Genomic DNA, 19,110 nt, shown 5'->3' with positions numbered 1-19,110 from the left:
CCGATGAAACAGAAATCGCACGAAGTCATGTCGTAACTGATCCCACAGTCCATGAACACGTGTAGGCCACTCCGGACCTACCGGACAGAACTGGAAGAAGGAATCGGATGACCCCAGCTCAGAGCCAGCGGAACGCCCACCAGCCAGGGTGCTGATCCCGCTCCCCCATCCCTAACTGAACAGGCCGCCCCCGGCGGCCAGGCACCGTCCGGGACTCCCATTCAGAGGGACTTGTCAACATTTGTCCACACTTAAAAGCAAAAACCCCTCTGACGAGGGGTTATGCCGTGCCCGAGGTGGGACTCGAACCCACACACCTTTCGATACCGCATTTTGAGTGCGGCGCGTCTGCCAATTCCGCCACTCGGGCGCGGATTACCGGGAAGTTAATTCTCGCTGACTGCTCCCATTCCTGTGAGCAACGCGATCCGTTCCCAGCACGCGAAACTACTCTACATGCAGATAGGCTGATTCAAAGAACCGGACGCGCTGATGCAACAAAAACCAGCCATCAATGAGTCCACACTAAGATGGACATGAACCCGCCGAACCTTTTCAAGGAGATCCCGTGACCGAACAGACGGAGTCCACGTCTACAGCCCAGCCGGCCCGACGTGTTGTCGTAGCCGAGGATGAGACCCTCATCCGCTTGGACATTATCGAGATCCTGAAGGGCGAAGGGTACGACGTCGTAGGCGAGGCCGACAACGGCGAAAAGGCCGTGGAGTTGGCCGAAGAACTCAAGCCTGACCTTGTCCTCATGGATGTCAAAATGCCCGTCATGGATGGCATCTCTGCGGCAGAGAAGATCGTGAAGGCCCGGATTGCTCCCGTTGTCCTGCTGACCGCCTTCAGCCAGAAGGAACTGGTGGAGCGTGCACGCGATGCCGGTGCCATGGCATACGTCGTCAAGCCGTTCTCCCCCGCAGACCTGATCCCGGCCATCGAGATCGCACTCAGCCGCCACGAGGAAATCAAGGCGCTCGAAAACGAGGTTTCGGACCTCCAGGAGCAGTTCGCCACGCGCAAGCTTGTAGAACGCGCCAAGAGCCTGCTGACCACCAAGATGGGCCTGACGGAGCCGGAAGCTTTCCGCTGGATCCAGAAGACCTCCATGGACCGCCGCCTCAGCATGCGTGAGGTTGCCGAAACCATCATCAACCAGGTCAACTAAGGCAAGAACCGAAACAACGACGGCGGCCGCGCACCTCACATGAGGTGCGCGGCCGCCGTCGTACTCACCGGAAAGCAAACAAAAAAATGCGGGCCCCGCCACAAAGACGGGGCCCGCATTCAAGAGCGAAGGACTTAGCTCTTGGTCTTGGACTTCTTCTCCGGCCACGGGCCGACGGGTTCCTTGCGCGAACCGTCATCTACCTTGGACGTGTCGGCCAGGTCACCAACCTTGTGGACCTTGAGGGAGTTCGTGGAACCGGCCTGTCCTGGAGGGGAACCGGCAGCGATGACCACAAGGTCGCCTTCGTCCACGAGATCCATTTGCAGCAGGCTCTTGTCCACCTGTGCGGTCATTTCGTCAGTGTGCCCCACGGAGGGAACAAGCACCGGCTGGATGCCCCAGGTGAGGGCCAGCTGGTTCCATACGTGCTCAACGGGTGTGAACGCGAAGACCGGCTTGACAGGGCGGAGACGTGACAGGCGTCGTGCCGAGTCACCGGACTGGGTGAAAGTACAGATGTACTTGGCGTCCAGCTGGTCGGCGATCTCGACGGCGGCACGGGTGATGGCGCCACCGCGGGTCCTGGGCTTGGTGCCCAGCGGGGGGACGCGCTCAAGGCCGTGTACCTCGGTGGATTCGATGATCCGGGCCATGACCTTGACGGTTTCGATCGGGTACTGGCCAACGGAGGTTTCACCGGACAGCATGACTGCGTCGGCGCCGTCGAGCACTGCGTTGGCACAGTCGGAAGCCTCGGCACGCGTCGGACGCGGGTTGTCGATCATTGATTCCAGGACCTGGGTTGCCACGATCACGGGCTTGGCCCAGCGACGTGCCAGTTCGATGGCGCGCTTCTGGACGATCGGCACCTCTTCAAGGGGCAGTTCCACACCGAGGTCGCCACGGGCCACCATGATGGCGTCGAACGCATCGATGATTTCGTGGAGCTGCTCCACGGCCTGCGGCTTTTCGATCTTGGCGATCACCGGCACGCGGCGGCCTTCTTCGTCCATGATCTCGTGAACGCGCTTGATGTCGGAGGCATCCCGAACGAAAGAGAGGGCGATGAGGTCAGCGCCGCGCTGGAGTGCCCAGCGGAGATCGTCCTCGTCCTTTTCGCTCAGTGCGGGGACGTTGACGGCAACACCGGGCAGGTTGATGCCCTTGTTGTTGGACACCTTGCCGCCGACCGTTACGGTGGCAACAACCTTGACGTCGTCAACTTCGATGGCGCGCAGCGCAACCTTGCCGTCGTCGATCAGGAGGGCGTCGCCCACATTGACGTCTTCGGTGAGACTCTTGAGCGTGGTGGAGCAGATGTCCTTGGTACCGGGTACGTCTTCGGTGGTGATGGTGAACGTGTCACCAACGGCTAGCTCGTGCGGGCCGTCAACGAAGCGGCCGAGCCGGATTTTGGGTCCCTGGAGGTCGGCCATGATGGCAACAGGCTTGCCCAGCTGCGCCGCAGCCTTGCGGACGTTCTCATAGGTGTTGTCGTGCACGGAGTAGTCGCCGTGGCTCATGTTCATGCGAGCAACGTCGACGCCGGCCTCCAGCACCGCGAGGGTGTTGTCGAAGCTGGAGATTGCCGGGCCGAAAGTTGCCACGATTTTAGCGCGTCTCATATACCTACCCTAAGTAGTTCATGCTGATTGAGTAAAAGATCAGTTCCTGCCGGCGCTATAAGACCGCGATTGCCCGGTCGGTGGGGGCGACCGGTGCCGGGAGAATGGTGCTTCCCATCAGGAACTTGTCCACTGCGGCCGCGCAGGCGCGGCCTTCCGCAATGGCCCACACAATCAGTGACTGGCCACGTCCGGCATCGCCGGCAACAAACACTCCCTCAGTGTTTGTCATGTAGTAGCCGTCGCGGGCTACGTTGCCCCGACCGTCGAATTCTGCGCTGACCTGTTCCGTGATTCCCGCCGGCTCTGCACCGGTGAAGCCGAGGCTCAGGAAGACCAGGTCGGCCGGAATAATCCGTTCTGTACCTGCCTTGGGCAGGCGCTTGCCGTCAACGAACTCTGTTTCGGCAACCTTGACGCCGGTGAGCTTGCCGTTCTCCCCCACAAACTCGACGGTGGACGCAAGGTAAGTGCGTTCGCCGCCTTCTTCGTGGGCACTTGCCATCTCGAACAAGGTGGGGAATGTCGGCCAGGGCTGATGTGCGGCGCGTTCCGACGGCGGCTGTTTGCCGATCGCGAGCGTGGTCACCGAGGCCGCTTGGTGGCGGTGCGCGGTTCCGATGCAGTCGGCACCGGTATCGCCACCACCAAGGATGACAACGTGCTTGCCACGGGCATCGATGTGGTTCTCCGGGGTCTCCCCCGCTACCACACGGTTCGCCGGGACGAGGTAGTCCATGGCGAAGTGCACGCCTTCAAGCTCGCGGCCCGGGATGGGCAGGTCGCGCGGGACGGTGGCCCCGGTGGCGACTACGACGGCGTCGTAACGGCGGCGCAACTGCTCCCAGGTCACGTCCGTACCGACGGCGACGCCGGTACGGAAGCGGGTGCCTTCAGCCTTCATCTGCTCGAGGCGGCGGTCGACCTGTTCCTTCTCCATCTTGAAGTCGGGAATGCCGTACCGGAGCAGGCCGCCAATCTTGTCGTCACGTTCGTAGACAGCAACGGTGTGGCCAACGCGGGTGAGCTGTTGCGCCACGGCCAGGCCGGCAGGTCCCGAACCAACCACGGCCACCGTCTTGCCGGTGAGGCGCGTCGGTGGAAGTGGCTGGACCCAGTCGTTGTCGAATGCCTGGTCGATGATGGAAACCTCAACCTGCTTGATGGTCACCGCAGGCTGGTTGATCCCGAGCACGCACGAAGCCTCACACGGTGCCGGGCACAACCGTCCCGTGAATTCCGGGAAGTTGTTCGTGGCGTGAAGGCGCTCGATGGCTTCTTCACCCTTGTCCCGCCATACGAGGTCGTTCCACTCGGGAATGAGGTTTCCCAGCGGGCAGCCCTGGTGGCAGAACGGTACGCCGCAGTCCATGCAGCGGCCGGCCTGGCTTTTCAGGACACCCTTTTCCTGCGCTTCATAGACCTCTTTCCAGTCCATGATGCGCACGGAAACGGGACGGCGTGGCTGCGTCTCGCGCTGCCGGACTTTCAGAAATCCGCGTGGATCAGCCACCGGTTACCTCCAGGATTCGAGACCATACTTCTTCGCCATCAGGGTCCAGGCCCTCTTCAATGGCGTCGAGACGGGTTTGCAGGACTGCGGCATAGTCGCGCGGCAGCACTTTGGTGATGCGGGCGGCGGTGTCGTCGAAGTTCTCGAGCAGACGGCCGGCCAGGACGGATTCGGTTTCCTCGACGTGCTTGGTGAGGAGACCGTGGACAATGTCACGGTCCTCGGCGTCGAGTTCCAGGAGCTGGAGTTCACCGGTATCCAGGGCGAGCTTGTTGACGCGCTCGGGCTGCAGGTCCAGCACGTACGCGGTACCGCCCGACATGCCGGCTCCGAAGTTGCGGCCGGTGCGGCCGATGATCAGCGTCTGGCCACCGGTCATGTACTCACATCCGTGATCGCCAATACCTTCGACGACGGCGGTGGCACCGGAGTTGCGGACCAGGAAGCGTTCGCCAACCTGGCCGCGCAGGAACATCTCGCCGCTGGTGGCACCGTAACCGATGACGTTGCCGGCAATGACGTTTCGTTCGGCCTGGAACACGTTGGTACGGTCCGGGCGGACGATGATGCGGCCACCGGAGAGGCCCTTGCCGACGTAATCGTTGGAGTCGCCGAACATGCGCAGCGTGATGCCGGCCGGCAGGAACGCACCCAGGGACTGGCCTGCAGTGCCATTGAGCGTGATGTCGATGGTGTCAGTGGCCAGCACATCAGTGCCGAACGTCTTGGTTACCACGTGGCCGAGCATCGTACCCACGGAACGGTCGGTGTTGATGACGTCCAGGGTGATCTTGACGGGCATGCGGTCGCTGAGCGCTTCCTGGGCCATGGTGATCAGGCGCTGGTCGAAGTGCTTGTCCAGCTCGTGGTTCTGGCCCGTCATGTTGCGCAGCGGCACGTCGTCATCGAACTCGAGCCCATGCAGGATGGGGTCGAGGTCCAGCCCTTCGGCCTTCCAGTGGTCGATGGCCTCGCGGGTGTCCAGGACTTCGGCGTGGCCGATGGCCTCTTCCAGGCTGCGGAAACCAAGCTCGGCGAGGATTTCGCGGACTTCCTCAGCAAGGAACTCAAAGAAGTTGACCACAAACTCGGGCTTGCCGTTGAACCGCGAGCGAAGCTCGGGGTTCTGCGTGGCAACGCCCACCGGGCAGGTATCCAAGTGGCATACGCGCATCATGATGCAGCCGGAAACCACCAGCGGAGCAGTGGCGAAACCGTACTCCTCGCCACCGAGCAGGGCAGCAATGACGACGTCGCGACCGGTCTTGAGCTGACCGTCGACCTGAACCACCACGCGGTCGCGGAGACCGTTAAGCATGAGGGTCTGCTGGGTCTCGGCCAGGCCGAGTTCCCACGGCACGCCGGCGTGCTTGAGCGAGTTCAGCGGCGAGGCGCCGGTACCGCCGTCGTGACCTGATACCAGCACGACGTCGGCCTTCGCCTTGGTCACGCCGGAGGCCACCGTGCCGATCCCGACTTCCGAAACCAACTTCACGTGGACACGTGCCGAAGGGTTGGCGCGCTTGGCATCGTAGATGAGCTGCGCGAGGTCTTCGATCGAGTAGATGTCGTGGTGCGGGGGCGGCGAAATGAGTCCGACGCCAGGGGTTGAGTGGCGGGTCCGGGCTACCCACGGGTAGACCTTCTGCGCCATCAACTGGCCACCTTCACCGGGCTTGGCGCCCTGTGCCATCTTGATCTGGATGTCATCGGCATTGGTGAGGTAAAGGCTGGTTACGCCGAAACGTCCGGAAGCGATCTGCTTGATGGCAGAGCGGCGCTCCGGATCCAGCAGGCGGTCAACGTCCTCGCCGCCTTCACCGGTGTTGGACTTTGCGCCCAGACGGTTCATCGCGATGGCGAGTGTCTCGTGTGCTTCCTTGGAGATCGAGCCATAGCTCATCGCACCTGTGGAGAAACGCTTGACGATGCTGGAAACCGGTTCCACTTCTTCCAGCGGAACCGCCGGACGGACACCCTCCTTGAACTTGAGGAGCCCACGCAGGGTCATCAGGTTCTCGGACTGGTCATCAACGCCCTTGGTGTAGGACTTGAAGATGTCGTAGCGGCGTTCGCGTGTGGCGTGCTGCAGGCGGAACACCGTCTCCGGGTTGAAGAGGTGGGGTTCGCCGTCGCGCCGCCACTGGTACTCGCCGCCGCCGAGGAGCGGCTGGTGCGGGTGCTCGATGCCGCCTTCGGGGTACGCCATCTGGTGGCGTGCGGAAACTTCCGCTGCGATGACGTCGAGGCCGACGCCACCGAGCTGGGAGTGCGTGCCGGAGAAGAATTCGTCCACGAGTTCCTGGGACAGGCCCAGTGCCTCGAACGTCTGTGCGCCTGTGTAGGACGCGACAGTGGAGATGCCCATCTTGGACATGATCTTCAGGACACCCTTGCCCAGGCCCTTGATGAGGTTGTAGACGCCGTCCTCGGCCGTCACGCCCGTCACATCGCCGTTGGAGATCAGCTGTTCCACCGATTCCATGGCCAGGTAAGGGTTGACCGCCGAAGCGCCGTAACCAATGAGCACGGCAACGTGGTGTGTCTCGCGGACGTCACCGGCTTCGACCACCAACGCGGTCTTGGTGCGGTTGGCGCTGCGGAGCAGGTGGTGGTGAACTGCGCTGACAAGCAGGAGCGAAGGAATCGGTGCCCACTGGGCGTTCGAGTCGCGGTCCGACAACACCACGTACTGCACGCCGCGGTTGATCGCACCGGAAACCTGCTCGCAGATCTCCGTCAAGCGGGCACGCAGTGCCGCTTCCCCGCCCTCGGGGCGGTAAAGGCCGCGCACCTTCATGGCGATGCGGTCGCCGTCGGGGCTTTCGATGTTCGCGATCTTGGCGAGCTGGTCGTTGTTGATCACGGGGAACGGCAGCGAGATCTGCGGCTGGCGGACCTGCTTGCCATCAAGCAGGTTGCCGTTGGGGCCAATGGCGCACTTCAAGGAGGTCACCAGCTCTTCGCGGATGGCATCCAGCGGCGGGTTGGTCACCTGGGCGAAGGACTGCACAAAGTAGTCGAACAGCAACCGTGGCCTCTTGGACAGAACAGCCACAGGAGTATCAGAGCCCATGGCGCCAAGGGGCTCAGCGCCGGTGCGGGCCATCGGTCCGAGCAGAATCTTCAGCTCTTCAGTGGTATAGCCAAAGGTCCGCTGACGGATATTCACCGATGCCGCAGTGTGGAGTACGTGCTCACGCTCAGGCAGTTCATTGATGTCGATCAGGTTGTCCTTGAGCCACTCCGCCCACGGGTTGGCTGCAGCAACTTCGGCCTTGACCTCGGCGTCGTCAATGATGCGCCCGGCTTCGGTATCCACCAGGAACATTTTGCCCGGGGCAACCCGACCCTTCTTGACCACATTGGAGGGCTCAACTTCAATCACGCCAACCTCGGAGGCGAAGATGATCAGGCCGTCTTCGGTGATCCAGTACCGGCCAGGGCGCAGGCCATTGCGGTCCAATGTTGCGCCGACCAGGCTGCCGTCAGTGAAGGACACAGCAGCCGGACCATCCCACGGCTCCATGAGGAGGGAGTGGTACTCGTAGAAGGCACGGCGTGCCGGATCCATGGTGGCGTGGTTCTCCCACGCCTCCGGGATCATCATCATGATCGAGTGCGTGATGGGGCGGCCGGAGAGCCACAGAAGCTCGGCTACCTCATCGAAGGAAGCAGAGTCCGAGGCACCCGGGGTACAGATCGGGTACAGCTCTTCAGGGGTGTCGCCCAACAGCGGGCTGGCCAACTGAGACTGACGTGCACGCATCCAGTTCCGGTTGCCCTTGACCGTGTTGATCTCACCGTTGTGCGCGATCGTACGGAAAGGCTGTGCCAGGGGCCACGACGGGAACGTGTTCGTGGAAAAGCGCGAGTGGACAATGGCGAGCTTGGTCTTGAAGCGCTTGTCCGAAAGGTCAGGGTAGAACGGCTCCAACTGGGCCGTGGTCAGCATGCCCTTGTACACGATGGTGCGCGAGGACAGCGACGGGAAGTACACGCCAAACTTGTTCTGGGCGCGCTTGCGGATCCGCCATGCGCGGGAGTCCAGCTCATTGTGCTCAAGCTGCTCACCGTTGGCAGAGGCAAAGAACGGCTGTGAGAAGTAGGGCATACATGCCCGCGCCATGGCTCCGACGAGGTCAGCGACCACGGGAACTTCACGCCAGCCAAGGACCGTCAGGCCCTCGTCGGCGGCAAGTGCCTCAATGCCGGCCTTCGCCGTTGCAGCTTCCCGCGCTTCAGCCGGCAGGAAGGCGGTGCCTACCACGTACTGGCCAGGCGCCGGAAGTTCGAATTCTGTGACGGCCCGGAAAAACTCGTCGGGTATCTGCATGAGCAGTCCCGCGCCGTCGCCGGTTCCTTCGTCGGCGCCCACGGCGCCGCGGTGTTCGAGATTGCGGAGGGCGGTCAATGCCGCTTCCACGATGTCGTATCCCGGTTCCCCGCGGAGCGTGGCGATAATGGCCAGGCCGCAGGCGTCCTTCTCCGTATCAGGGTTGTAAAGACCCTGGGCCTCCGGAAGCGCAGCAAAACGCTTGAACGGAGACATGGCACCCTGCGGTTCGATGTTTTCGGACCAACCGGGGTTATGAAGATGGGTCATGGGAGACGTCCTTCCTCGAGATCGTGCGTATGGAAGGGACAACATTGGCCCCACCTTGCATGCCCTGTGACGGGCACAACAAAGCGCTAGTTATTGGAATTGTAGGCCAGCCGATCCAGCGCAACGAACAGTTACGCAGACCTCTGGCCCCGGCTTGACCAGTGAACATCGGTATGCTGCGATCCGGTTTCCGGGGTGCCACGACGCTGTGGACTGGGCCCTACGAGCGGTGACTCTGTTGCCCCTTTACCTACGGCGACTACTTGGTGTCGTCTGCCTTAGGCGAGGATCCGGATGCTTTCCTGGCGGCGTTGGCATCAACTGGGAGTTCCGTTGCGGACGTGGTGTCCTGGACGGATTTAACTGATGCATCCCGCGGCCCGTCAACGTTGCCCGGATCACTTTGGTTATCAGGGAGATTATCACGCAAACCACTATCTGAGACAGATGCGTCCACATCATGACTGGTGACGCTCGTCACCGTGGAGGGGCGGTCCTCGGCCTCTTTTTCCGGCTCACGCCCCGGCAAGTACGGGCTGTCCGGCACCGGACGGCCCCGCCGGGCCAAGACCAGGAAGATGACAAGAGCGGCAACGAAGACGAAGATGCTGGTCCAGACATTGAGCCTCGTGGTGATTCCGAAGAGCGTAATCTGCTCGGCGTCGTCGATGCGCAGTGCTTCGATCCAGACACGGCCCAGCGTGTAGTACATGGCGTAAAGCCAGAACAAGCGGCCCCAGCGGAAAGCAAACTTCTTGTCCAGGAGCAGGAGGATGGCTACTCCAGCGAGGTTCCAGAGCATCTCATAGAGGAACGTCGGGTGGAAGAGCGTCCCTGCCGCCATGTCCGGCGGGAAGTTCGCGTTGGAGGGATCGATTTCCAGCCCCCAAGGCAAAGTGGTCGGGGCACCGAACAGTTCCTGGTTGAACCAGTTACCCAGGCGGCCGATTGCCTGCGCCAGCAGCAGTCCGGGCGCGGCTGCGTCCAGGAAAGCCGTCAACCTGACCCCGGCACGACGACACCCGATCCAGGCGCCCACCACGCCAAGCACCACAGCGCCCCAGATGCCCAGTCCCCCGCGTTGGATCTGTGGGATCAGGGAGAGGTCGCCAGTTCCGTCGAAGCCGGGGCCGAAGTACGCATCAGGTGAGGAGAAGACGTGGTAGAGGCGCCCGCCAATGATGCCGAACGGGATGGCCCAGATGGCAATGTCCCAGAGGCTGCCTTCAGGCGCACCGCGCCGCTCCCACCGCGCCGAAGTCAGCCAGAGGCCAACGATAATGCCCGCGAGGATACAGAGCGCGTAAGCGTGGATGCGCAAAGTCCCCCACGGCAGCGGAATGTCGAAACCGGACCACGACGGGCTCGGGATACTCAGGGGGACCATTGCCGCTGCGTGGAGGACGGTCTGCATGCGCTTCGCTGTTTCCTTTTCCTAGGCTTCTGCAGCTGCGCGGCCCAAGCCGGCGCTGAGGTTCTTGGTGAGTTGCCCGACGGCGTCCACCCCGCCATCGCGGAGGGCTGCCACCAGCGCGGTACCCACAATGACACCATCGGCATAGGCCGCGATCTCACGGACGTGGTCGGGGTTGGAAACACCCAGGCCGACGCACACCCGATCGGCACCGGCCGCGTGGGCGCGGGCCACCACTTCTTCGGCGGCGCTGCTGACCGAAGTCCGGGTCCCGGTGACGCCCATGATCGAAACAGCATAGACGAACCCACGGCTGGCCTTGACGGTCATGTCCAGACGCTCCGGAGTGGACGACGGTGCCACGAGGAACACCCGGTCCAGTCCATATTTGTCCGAGGCTTCGAACCACTCAGCGGCCTCGTCGGGGACGAGGTCAGGGGTGATGAGCCCTGCTCCCCCGGCTTCGGCGAGACGGCGGGAGAACTCATCCACGCCCATGCGCATGACCGGGTTCCAGTACGTCATGACCAGCACGGCGGCATCGGTGGTTGCGGTGATTCCCGCTACCACGTCAAAGACGTCTGCTACGCGGAATCCGTTGGAGATCGCTTCCGTGGTGGCCGCCTGGATGACCGGACCGTCCATGACGGGATCGGAGTACGGGATGCCGATTTCGATGAGGTCAGCCCCGTTACGGGCCAACGCAATGCCGGCCTCGATGCTTTCCTGCACCGTTGGGTAGCCGGCGGGAAGGTACCCCACCAAGGCGGCGCGTCCCTCTGCCCGGGCTTTGTCGATGGCTGCCGCGGATTTGCTGGCGGTTTGCTCGTTCATCAGTTCTGGTCCTCGATATCGTCCGCAGCGTTGTCGTCCGCAGATGCCTCGGACGCACGGTCCGAGGGCCCCTTGGGCTTGCGGGTGGACAGGGTGGTGCCCTTGACGTGCCCCTCTTCATCCAACATGTTGAACCACGCCGCGGCGGTCTCCACGTCCTTGTCTCCACGTCCGGACAGGTTGACGATCACGGTCACTTCGGACGGGTCTTCTTTGCCCTCGGTGAGGCGGCGGCCTATCTTGATGGCACCGGCCAGGGCGTGGGAGGACTCGATGGCGGGGATGATGCCCTCTGTCCGGCAGAGGAGGCTGAAGGCGTCCATGGCCTCGGTGTCGGTCACGGCCTCGTAGGTTACGCGTCCGATGTCGGCGAGGTAGGAGTGCTCCGGGCCTACGCTGGGATAGTCCAGGCCCGCGGAGATGGAGTGGGACTCAATGGTCTGCCCATCTTCGTCCTGCATGAGGTACGAGCGTGCGCCGTGCAGCACCCCGGGACGTCCCAAGGAGATGGCCGCTGCGTGGCGGCCGGTTTCCACACCTTCGCCGCCGGCTTCGAAGCCATAGATCTGTACGGAGGCGTCGTCCAGGAATGCGTGGAACAGCCCGATGGCGTTTGAACCGCCACCGATGCACGCACAGATGGCGTCGGGGAGCTTTCCGGTCTGCTCGAGGATCTGGCTGCGCGCTTCTTCGCCGATGACCTCGTGGAAGTAACGGACCATGGCAGGGAAGGGGTGCGCTCCGGCTGCGGTACCCAGCAGGTAGTGGGTGTGCTCCACATTGGAGACCCAGTCACGAAGGGCGTCGTTGATGGCGTCCTTGAGCGTCTGGGAACCATTGGTGACCGGAACAACCGTGGCGCCGAGAAGCTGCATCCGGGCGACATTCAGGGCCTGACGGCGGCAATCCTCGGCACCCATGTAGACCACGCATTCAAGTCCCAGCAGTGCTGCGGCCGTAGCGCTGGCAACGCCGTGCTGGCCGGCACCGGTCTCTGCGATAACGCGGGTTTTGCCCATACGCTTGGCCAGGAGCGCCTGGCCAAGGACGTTGTTGATTTTGTGGGAACCGGTGTGGTTGAGGTCCTCGCGCTTGAGGAAGATCCGGGCGCCACCGGCATGGGCGGAGAAGCGCTTGGCCTCCGTCAGCAGGGACGGCCTGCCCGAGTAGTTCTTGTTAAGGTCCTTCAGCTCCGCGATGAAGTCGGGATCGGCCTTGGCCTTTTCGAAGGTGTCCTGGACTTCGTCAAGGGCGGCGATGAGAGACTCGGGCATCCAGCGTCCGCCGTAGCTGCCGAAGTAGGGTCCCGATGCGTTGCGCAGCGAAGGGCCACCTTGCAGGAATGCGTCCGCCGCATTCTCTTCTGAGCCGGCTGTTGGCGCGTCGACCATCAGTCTCACCGTCCTGTTCCAGTTAGTTCTTTGGGTAGTTCCACCTGCCACAAGGCAGCCACGGGCTTGCGTCCGGGCTGCCTCATGACTGTTTGCCGTAACTCAGTAACTGCCTCAGTTCCTGACGGCGATGGCGGCAGCTCCAGCTGCCTTGAATTCGGTAATTCGTTCACGCGGGGTGGAGTCGCTGACCAGCGCTTCCCCTACGAGGATGGCGTTGGCACCACCCGCCGCGTAGTGCGCCACATCATCGGCAGTCCGAACTCCGGACTCGGCGACCGCAACTGCCCCGGCAGGAATCAATCCGGCCAGCGAGCCGAAAACCGAGCGGTCGACGTCGAGCGTCTTCAAGTTGCGCACGTTGATGCCGATAATCCTGGCCTCAGCGGCGACAGCCCGCTCAATCTCTTCTTCCGTATGCGTCTCCACCAGGACGTTCATGCCCAGTTCGTGGCTCAATGCTCTGAAGTGAGACAGTTCGGCGTCGGACAGTGCAGCGACGATGAGCAGGATGAGGTCCGCGCCATGGGCGCGGGCTTCCCAGATCTGGTACTCGTCAACCGTGAAATCCTTGCGGAGCAACGGCGTTTCGACGGCGGCGCGAACAGCGTCGAGATCGGCCAGCGAACCGCCGAAGCGGCGCTGTTCGGTGAGCACGCTGATGACAGAGGCCCCGCCGTCGGCGTACTGCACGGCGAGCGATGCGGGATCGGCGATGGAGGCGAGATCGCCCTTGGATGGGCTGCGGCGCTTGATTTCGGCGATGACTTTCAGGTCGCTTCGGTCCGATGATGGTCCGCCCAAGGCCGCCCAGGCATCGCGGGCCGGAGCAATCCCGGCCACGCGGTCCTTTAGCTCCTCAAGGGACACGAGACCGCGGCGGGCCTCCATGTCCTCCTTGACGCCAACAATGATGTCATCAAGAACGGTCACGATTAGTGGCCGTTGTTCTGCAGCTTGCTGCCGCCCACTCCGTAGCCCGCCTTGCGCATTACCAGGCCCACGATAAGGCCGATAACCATGACAACCAGGCCGCCGACGAAAATCGGAGTGCTGGCGATGACGAAAGCAATGGAGGAAATCAAGGCACCAACCAGCATCACAATCACGCAGGTCCAGGCAGCCGGGCTGTTTCCGTGACCGATGGCGTCAGAGTGGCTGGCCATCTTGGAATCAGCTTGGTTTGCGGACACTGTGGTTTTGCTCATGTGAAATCTCCTCAGGATGAATACTGCTTACATTCTGCCATTTATTGACGTCAGCCGGGACATCGTCCGACGTCCTGGGCAACCGGGGCGCCAAAATCGCCCCGGAGGTGCCCGAAACCTGCTGGCTGCTGCCTACGTGGGGTCCTCGCCGCGTGACAAACTGTCCCAGCTGTCAATCTCGTCCACAGGCTCGCCGTCATGCCTGCCGCTGGCGCCGGCGTCGTATTTGGTCCGCGTCTTCCAGTACCGGCCAGCAACCGGCAGGATCACGGCGCACACGGCCAGCAGCGCTCCGGCCACTATGGCCACCACCGGGAACGCCGTTGCCGCAACTGCCGCCTGGCCGCCCGCAAGGCCGGTTGCGGCAGCGATGGCACCTTGGGCCGCGCCGAGTGGATCAGCCAGGACTGTCGCGGCGGCGAGGATGATCCCGGCCGCGGACAACGCAATGATGACGGCGATGATCCACCGTGCGATCCTGCCGGCAATGGATGCGGCCAGGCCGCCTGCCAACGCCACCAAAGCCAGCGCAGTGACTGCCGTAGCCGCCTTGTTGCCGGGGACATCGAGGGTGCCGTTGGACGATACTGCGGGATCCAACTGCACCTGAAGCCACGTCTGGGTAGTCGTTCCGAAAACAGCCAAAGCCAGCACTACGGCCGCCAGGACCAGCGTGGACTTGCGGGCCCAGCGGGGCGAAGTTCTTGTCGGAGCCGCGGAAGCGGCGGAAGCGCCGGCGCTCACGGGGCTCCAGTCCCGCCGTCGGGCGTTTCGTCCCGAACGGCATCCACCGGAATATTCTGCAGCGAACCGGCTGTGTGTACGGCGCGGAGCGGCGCAGCTGCTTTGTTCACCGTTTCCAGCGCCTCCGAAGGCTTGTGCGAATCCGCAACAATTCCGCCGCCGGCCTGGACGTAGGCGCGGCCCTCGCGGAGCAAAGCAGAGCGGATGGCAATGGCCATGTCCATGTCACCTGCGAAATCCAGGTAACCCACCACGCCGCCGTAGATGCCACGGCGGTGGGGTTCCAGCTCATCAAGGAGCCGCAAGGCCCGCGGCTTGGGCGCACCTGACAACGTACCCGCCGGGAAGGTGGCCTTAAGGACGTCGTAGGCCTTTGCATGGGGCGCAAGCTCTCCCACCACGGTGGATACCAGGTGCATGATGTGGCTGAAGCGCTCCACTTCCATGAATTGGGTGACATCGACGGTGCCGGCGACGCACACCTTGGAGAGGTCGTTGCGCGAAAGGTCCACCAACATGAGGTGTTCTGCGCGTTCCTTCTGGTCCGCGAGCAACTCCGTAGCCAAGGCCTTGTCCGCTTCCACGGTCTTCCCGCGCGGACGCGAACCGGCAATGGGGTGGGTAATCACTTCCTGGCCGGTCACCGTTACCAGTGCTTCAGGCGAGGACCCCACGATCGAGTACTCCCGGCCGTCTGCATCCTCCAGACTGAAGAGGTACATGTAGGGGCTGGGGTTGGTGTTGCGCAGCACCCGGTAAACGTCCAAGGGATCCGCGGCGCATTCCATCTCGAAGCGGCGGGAGATCACCACCTGGAAAACTTCGCCGTCCACGATCGCTTCCTTGCCGCGGTCGATGGCGTCCAGGTACTTGGCTTCGTCCCAGCGTTCCTGCACGCTGGAGGCGAAGTCCAAGGCTGCCGTGTCCAGCACGGAGACAGGCTGCGGAACGGGCGTGCTGATCTGCTCCAGGAGCCCCTTCACGCGGGCCACGGCATCGTGCCAGGCGTCATCGACGCGTTCGGTGCTGTCGTCAAAGTTGATGGCGTTGGCAATCAGAAGGACGGTGCCGTCCACGTTGTCGTGTACTGCCATGTCGGTGACCAGGTTCAGTGCCATTTCCGGCAACTGGAGGTCGTCCTCCGGCGGGGACGTCAGTCGCTCCCAGTGGCGCACCGCTTCCCAACCGAGGAAGCCCACAAGTCCTGAAGTGAAGGGCGGAAGGTCCTCGAACCGGTCGGTTTGGAGGGCAGAGATCGTATCGCGCACAGCCTCCACTGGGTTCCCGGAAACGGGCACGCCCACGGGCGGCTCGCCGATCCAGTGCGCCTGGCCATCCTTGGTGGTCAGCGTGGCACGGGACTTTGACCCGATGAAGGAATAGCGCGACCAAGCGCCACCCACGGCTGCTGATTCCAGGAGGAAGGTACCGGGTTGGCCCTTGGCGAGTTTCCGATACAGCCCGATGGGGGTCTCTGCATCGGCCAGGACTTTGAGCCGGACAGGGATGACACGGCTGTGGACGGCGAGTTCCCGGAACTCTTCCAGGCCCGGGCTGATGATTCCAAGGTCCTGCATGGCTATGTTCTCCGCCTTTTGGTCTGAGGTGGTGCGTCAGTGGAAAGTGCTGGGTGCCTAAGCCCGGTTGCCCGTAACGACTGGGAAGTCGCGACCATCGAAGCAGGTCCGGGTTCCGGTGTGGCAGGCTGCGCCGATCTGGTCCACACGGATCAAGAGGGCGTCGCCGTCGCAGTCCAGGGCGACGGACTTCACGAACTGAACGTGTCCGGAAGTGTCGCCCTTGCGCCAGTACTCCTGGCGGGAACGGGAGTAGAACGTGACGCGCCCGGTGGTCATGGTGCGGTGAAGAGCCTCGTCATCCATCCATCCGAGCATGAGGACCTCATTAGTGTCATGCTGTTGCACAATGGCCGCAACCAGGCCGGCGGAGTCCCTCTTAAGGGCACCCGCAATCTCTTGCGGCAACGGGCCCGCGGGGTCGCTGGAGAGCTCCACGGCGGGAGAGGGGCTGGGGGCGGACTGCTCTGACATCAGATCAAGTCTAGTGCCTTTGGCGGGACTCCGGTTCTGCGGCGGTTCCACTGCGCAAGAGTGCTCCGATCGTGCTAGTTTCACAAGTGATGCATTTCGTCGATCCCTCCCGAGAAGTACTGGCCGAGACCCTGCTGGCGGCCGGACCTGACTCCCCCACGCTCTGCGAAGGGTGGAGGACACGGGACCTTGCCGCGCATCTGTACCTGCGGGAGCGGAAAATCGCTGTGGGCATAGGCCTTTTGATTCCCAGTTTGGGCAAGGCCTCGGAAAAAGCCACCACCAAGCTGGCTTCCGGGCTGAAGAACCCGGACGCTTATGCGGACCTCGTAAAAACCTTCCGTTCCGGACCTCCGGCGTTCTCTCCGCTGAAGATCAAGGCGCTGGACGAAACCTCCAACCTCATTGAGTACTTCGTGCACACCGAGGACATCCGGCGGGCCGGCGACCGCTGGGCGCCGAGGGCCCTGGATGAGGCCTACTCGGATGCCCTTTGGAACGACCTCATCAAACGCGCAGCGTTCCTGTACCGCGGCGTCGATCTCGGCATTGTGCTGGTCAGGCCCACCGGACCCCGCCACGTGGCCAAGCGCGCCCCCGTCTCTGTGGCCATCGTTGGCGAACCTGGAGAGCTGCTCATGCACGCCCACGGCCGCACCAACCAGGCCCTGGTCACCTTCGAAGGCCAGCCCGACGCCGTCGCGCTTTTGCAGTCGGCGGACATCGGCCTCTAGAACAAACAACGCGAGGTCACTTATGGCCCATCCCCGGGGGATTTCCGGGCCATAAGTGACCTCGCGTTGCTGTCTTCTGTGCGAAGCTAGCGGACTTCAAAGCCTGCCGTGCGGATCGCGGCCTTGACCTGGGCGATCATGTCGTCGGGACCAAAGTGGAACACCGAGGCGGCCAGCACAGCGTCAGCACCTGCTTGGACAGCCGGCGGGAAGTGCTCCGGCGCTCCGGCACCGCCCGAGGCAATGATCGGAATGTTCACTGCGGCGCGGACCAAACGGATCAATTCGAGGTCGAAGCCGTCCTTGGTACCGTCGGCGTCGATCGAGTTCAGCAGGATCTCCCCCACTCCCCTGTCAGCAGCTTCTTTGGCCCAGGCGATGGCGTCGATCCCGGTACCCGTCCGGCCACCGTGCGTGGTTACTTCGAAACCGGACGACGTCGGAACGTCACCTTCCCGGGTACGGCGCGCGTCAACGGAGAGCACCAGCACCTGGGAGCCGAAGTGCCGGGTGATTTCGTCGATGACGTCGGGCCGGGCAACGGCGGCCGTATTGATGGACGCCTTGTCTGCGCCGAAACGCAGGAGCTTGTCCACTTCGGCCACGCCACGTACGCCACCACCAACAGTCAGGGGAATGAACACTTCCTCCGCCGTGCGGCGAACGACGTCGAACGTGGTTTCGCGGTTTCCCGACGACGCTGTGACGTCCAGGAACGTCAGTTCGTCCGCCCCGCCGTTGTCGTACCGGTGGGCAAGTTCCACCGGGTCCCCGGCGTCGCGAAGGCCTTCAAAATTGACACCCTTGACGACGCGGCCCGCGTCCACGTCCAGGCAAGGAATGACGCGTACGGCTACAGCCATGTGCTGCTCCTCAGTTCTGCTTGCTCTACTCGATCAGTGCGTGGGTCAGATCCGGCAAGCGTGGATGCTGCTGACCAGGATGGCGCGCGCGCCGAGGTCGTAGAGCTCATCCATGATGCGGTTGGTTTCCTTTTTGGGAACCATGGAGCGCACGGCGACCCATTCGGAATCGCGCAGCGGCGAAACCGTCGGCGATTCCAGGCCGGGGGTCAGCGCCGCAGCGTCTTCCACCAGGTCCTTGCGGATGTCGTAGTCCATCAACACGTACTGTCGCGCTACGAGCACGCCCTGGAGGCGGCGGATCAGGATGTCGATTTCCTTGGCCGTCCCGTTGGCTGCGCCACCGGAGCCTGAACGGCGGATCAGGACAGCTTCAGACTTCAGGATCGGATCCCCGAAAATTTCCATGCCGGCAGCCTTGAGCGTATTGCCGGTCTCGACGACATCGGCAATGGCGTCGGCGACGCCGAGGCGAACGGACGATTCCACAGCGCCATCCAGGCGGACGACGGTGGCGTTCACGCCACGTTCGGCGAGGTAATCGCGCAGGAGGCCGTCATAGCTTGTGGCCAGGCGCTTGCCCTCAAGCTGCTCGACGCCGGTGAAGTCGCCGACGGGGCCGGCGAACCGGAACGTGGAGGGCGCAAAGCCCAGGGGAAGCAATTCTTCGGCTTCCACCTTCGCGTCAAGCAAGAGGTCCCTGCCGGTGATGCCGACGTCCAGGGTTCCCTGGCCTACATAGACGGCTATGTCGCGGGGACGAAGGAAGAAGAACTCGATGTCGTTGTCGGGATCGACCATCACCAGTTCGCGGGAGTCGCGGCGCTGGCGGTAACCGGCCTCGGACAGCATCGCCGAGGCGGCTTCGGACAGGGATCCCTTGTTGGGGACTGCTACACGGAGCATTTGGGGAGACTTTCTTTTTGGAATGGAAGTTTCAGGCACATCGG

Annotated in this window: 15 protein-coding genes and 1 tRNA gene; 2 read left to right on the top strand and 14 right to left on the bottom strand. The window is 63.0% G+C overall.

The annotated features are described in order from the left end of the window. Nucleotides 1-288: 288 nt before the first annotated feature. Nucleotides 289-370, bottom strand: a tRNA-Leu gene (locus tag AB0N72_RS00975). A 198-nt stretch (nt 371-568) separates the two neighbouring features. Between AB0N72_RS00975 and AB0N72_RS00970 the strand changes: the two genes are divergently transcribed. Then, a complete protein-coding gene (locus AB0N72_RS00970; RefSeq protein ID WP_363931420.1) occupies nt 569-1,174 on the top strand; it encodes a response regulator in 606 nt (201 codons plus the stop codon). A gap of 134 nt (nt 1,175-1,308) precedes the next feature. Here the strand turns inward: AB0N72_RS00970 and pyk are convergent, their stop codons facing one another. From pyk to hisI, 11 genes are all read right to left on the bottom strand, one after another. Then, nucleotides 1,309-2,802 carry a pyruvate kinase gene (gene pyk, locus AB0N72_RS00965; protein WP_363931419.1) on the bottom strand — a complete coding sequence of 498 codons (1,494 nt, stop codon included), beginning with the start codon at nt 2,800-2,802 and terminating at the stop codon, nt 1,309-1,311. A gap of 55 nt (nt 2,803-2,857) precedes the next feature. Beyond that, complete coding sequence (locus AB0N72_RS00960) at nt 2,858-4,315, bottom strand: glutamate synthase subunit beta (protein ID WP_363931418.1); 1,458 nt, start codon at nt 4,313-4,315, stop codon at nt 2,858-2,860. Continuing rightward, a complete protein-coding gene (gene gltB / locus AB0N72_RS00955) occupies nt 4,308-8,921 on the bottom strand; it encodes a glutamate synthase large subunit (RefSeq protein WP_363931417.1) in 4,614 nt (1,537 codons plus the stop codon). Before gltB ends, AB0N72_RS00960 begins: the two co-directional genes overlap by 8 nt. Nucleotides 8,922-9,180: 259 nt before the next feature. Further along, nucleotides 9,181-10,335 (bottom strand): prolipoprotein diacylglyceryl transferase, encoded by a 1,155-nt coding sequence (lgt, locus tag AB0N72_RS00950; RefSeq protein WP_363931416.1) that lies wholly within the window; start codon nt 10,333-10,335, stop codon nt 9,181-9,183. Nucleotides 10,336-10,356: 21 nt separating this feature from the next. Continuing rightward, nucleotides 10,357-11,169, bottom strand: a complete 813-nt coding sequence (gene trpA / locus AB0N72_RS00945) for a tryptophan synthase subunit alpha (protein ID WP_363931415.1) — start codon at nt 11,167-11,169, stop codon at nt 10,357-10,359. Further along, nucleotides 11,169-12,560, bottom strand: coding sequence for a tryptophan synthase subunit beta (gene trpB, locus AB0N72_RS00940; RefSeq protein WP_363931414.1), 1,392 nt, complete (start codon nt 12,558-12,560; stop codon nt 11,169-11,171). The genes trpA and trpB overlap by 1 nt, the downstream gene beginning before the upstream one ends. A 114-nt stretch (nt 12,561-12,674) precedes the next feature. Further along, complete coding sequence (gene trpC, locus AB0N72_RS00935; protein ID WP_363931413.1) at nt 12,675-13,493, bottom strand: indole-3-glycerol phosphate synthase TrpC; 819 nt, start codon at nt 13,491-13,493, stop codon at nt 12,675-12,677. A gap of 2 nt (nt 13,494-13,495) precedes the next feature. Next, nucleotides 13,496-13,768: an HGxxPAAW family protein gene (locus AB0N72_RS00930; RefSeq protein WP_363931412.1), complete on the bottom strand. Its 273-nt coding sequence runs from the start codon at nt 13,766-13,768 to the stop codon at nt 13,496-13,498. Between the two features lie 132 nt (nt 13,769-13,900). Further along, nucleotides 13,901-14,512 (bottom strand): Trp biosynthesis-associated membrane protein, encoded by a 612-nt coding sequence (locus tag AB0N72_RS00925; RefSeq protein ID WP_363931411.1) that lies wholly within the window; start codon nt 14,510-14,512, stop codon nt 13,901-13,903. Further along, the gene (locus AB0N72_RS00920; RefSeq protein ID WP_363931410.1) at nt 14,509-16,089 is read right to left on the bottom strand and encodes an anthranilate synthase component I; all 1,581 of its coding nucleotides are present in this window, start codon (nt 16,087-16,089) and stop codon (nt 14,509-14,511) included. Before AB0N72_RS00920 ends, AB0N72_RS00925 begins: the two co-directional genes overlap by 4 nt. A 57-nt stretch (nt 16,090-16,146) precedes the next feature. Then, entirely contained in the window at nt 16,147-16,563 is a 417-nt protein-coding gene (gene hisI, locus AB0N72_RS00915) for a phosphoribosyl-AMP cyclohydrolase (protein WP_363931409.1), read from the bottom strand. An 89-nt stretch (nt 16,564-16,652) separates the two neighbouring features. Between hisI and AB0N72_RS00910 the strand changes: the two genes are divergently transcribed. Then, a complete protein-coding gene (locus tag AB0N72_RS00910) occupies nt 16,653-17,297 on the top strand; it encodes a TIGR03085 family metal-binding protein (RefSeq protein ID WP_363931408.1) in 645 nt (214 codons plus the stop codon). Nucleotides 17,298-17,383: 86 nt separating this feature from the next. Here AB0N72_RS00910 and hisF read toward each other — a convergent pair whose 3' ends face one another. Further along, entirely contained in the window at nt 17,384-18,160 is a 777-nt protein-coding gene (hisF, locus tag AB0N72_RS00905; RefSeq protein ID WP_363931407.1) for an imidazole glycerol phosphate synthase subunit HisF, read from the bottom strand. A gap of 45 nt (nt 18,161-18,205) precedes the next feature. Further along, nucleotides 18,206-19,066: an ATP phosphoribosyltransferase gene (gene hisG / locus AB0N72_RS00900; protein WP_235520531.1), complete on the bottom strand. Its 861-nt coding sequence runs from the start codon at nt 19,064-19,066 to the stop codon at nt 18,206-18,208. Between the last annotated feature and the right edge of the window lie 44 nt (nt 19,067-19,110).

It is taken from the genome of Paenarthrobacter sp. NPDC089307 (assembly GCF_040685055.1).
Lineage (GTDB): Bacteria > Actinomycetota > Actinomycetes > Actinomycetales > Micrococcaceae > Arthrobacter.
The sequence above is the reverse complement of the archived record's forward strand: the minus strand, read 5'-3'. Positions and strand labels throughout refer to the sequence as shown.

Bases quoted from the DNA above. Each gene is read 5' to 3' on its own strand.
- AB0N72_RS00920 (WP_363931410.1), bottom strand. From the start codon at position 16,089: ATGCAGGACCTTGGAATCATCAGCCCGGGCCTGGAAGAGTTCCGGGAA.
- trpA (WP_363931415.1), bottom strand. From the start codon at position 11,169: ATGAACGAGCAAACCGCCAGCAAATCCGCGGCAGCCATCGACAAAGCC.
- pyk (WP_363931419.1), bottom strand. From the start codon at position 2,802: ATGAGACGCGCTAAAATCGTGGCAACTTTCGGCCCGGCAATCTCCAGC.
- hisG (WP_235520531.1), bottom strand. From the start codon at position 19,066: ATGCTCCGTGTAGCAGTCCCCAACAAGGGATCCCTGTCCGAAGCCGCC.
- lgt (WP_363931416.1), bottom strand. From the start codon at position 10,335: ATGCAGACCGTCCTCCACGCAGCGGCAATGGTCCCCCTGAGTATCCCG.
- hisI (WP_363931409.1), bottom strand. From the start codon at position 16,563: ATGTCAGAGCAGTCCGCCCCCAGCCCCTCTCCCGCCGTGGAGCTCTCC.
- hisF (WP_363931407.1), bottom strand. From the start codon at position 18,160: ATGGCTGTAGCCGTACGCGTCATTCCTTGCCTGGACGTGGACGCGGGC.
- gltB (WP_363931417.1), bottom strand. From the start codon at position 8,921: ATGACCCATCTTCATAACCCCGGTTGGTCCGAAAACATCGAACCGCAG.
- AB0N72_RS00910 (WP_363931408.1), top strand. From the start codon at position 16,653: ATGCATTTCGTCGATCCCTCCCGAGAAGTACTGGCCGAGACCCTGCTG.
- trpB (WP_363931414.1), bottom strand. From the start codon at position 12,560: ATGGTCGACGCGCCAACAGCCGGCTCAGAAGAGAATGCGGCGGACGCA.
- AB0N72_RS00930 (WP_363931412.1), bottom strand. From the start codon at position 13,768: ATGAGCAAAACCACAGTGTCCGCAAACCAAGCTGATTCCAAGATGGCC.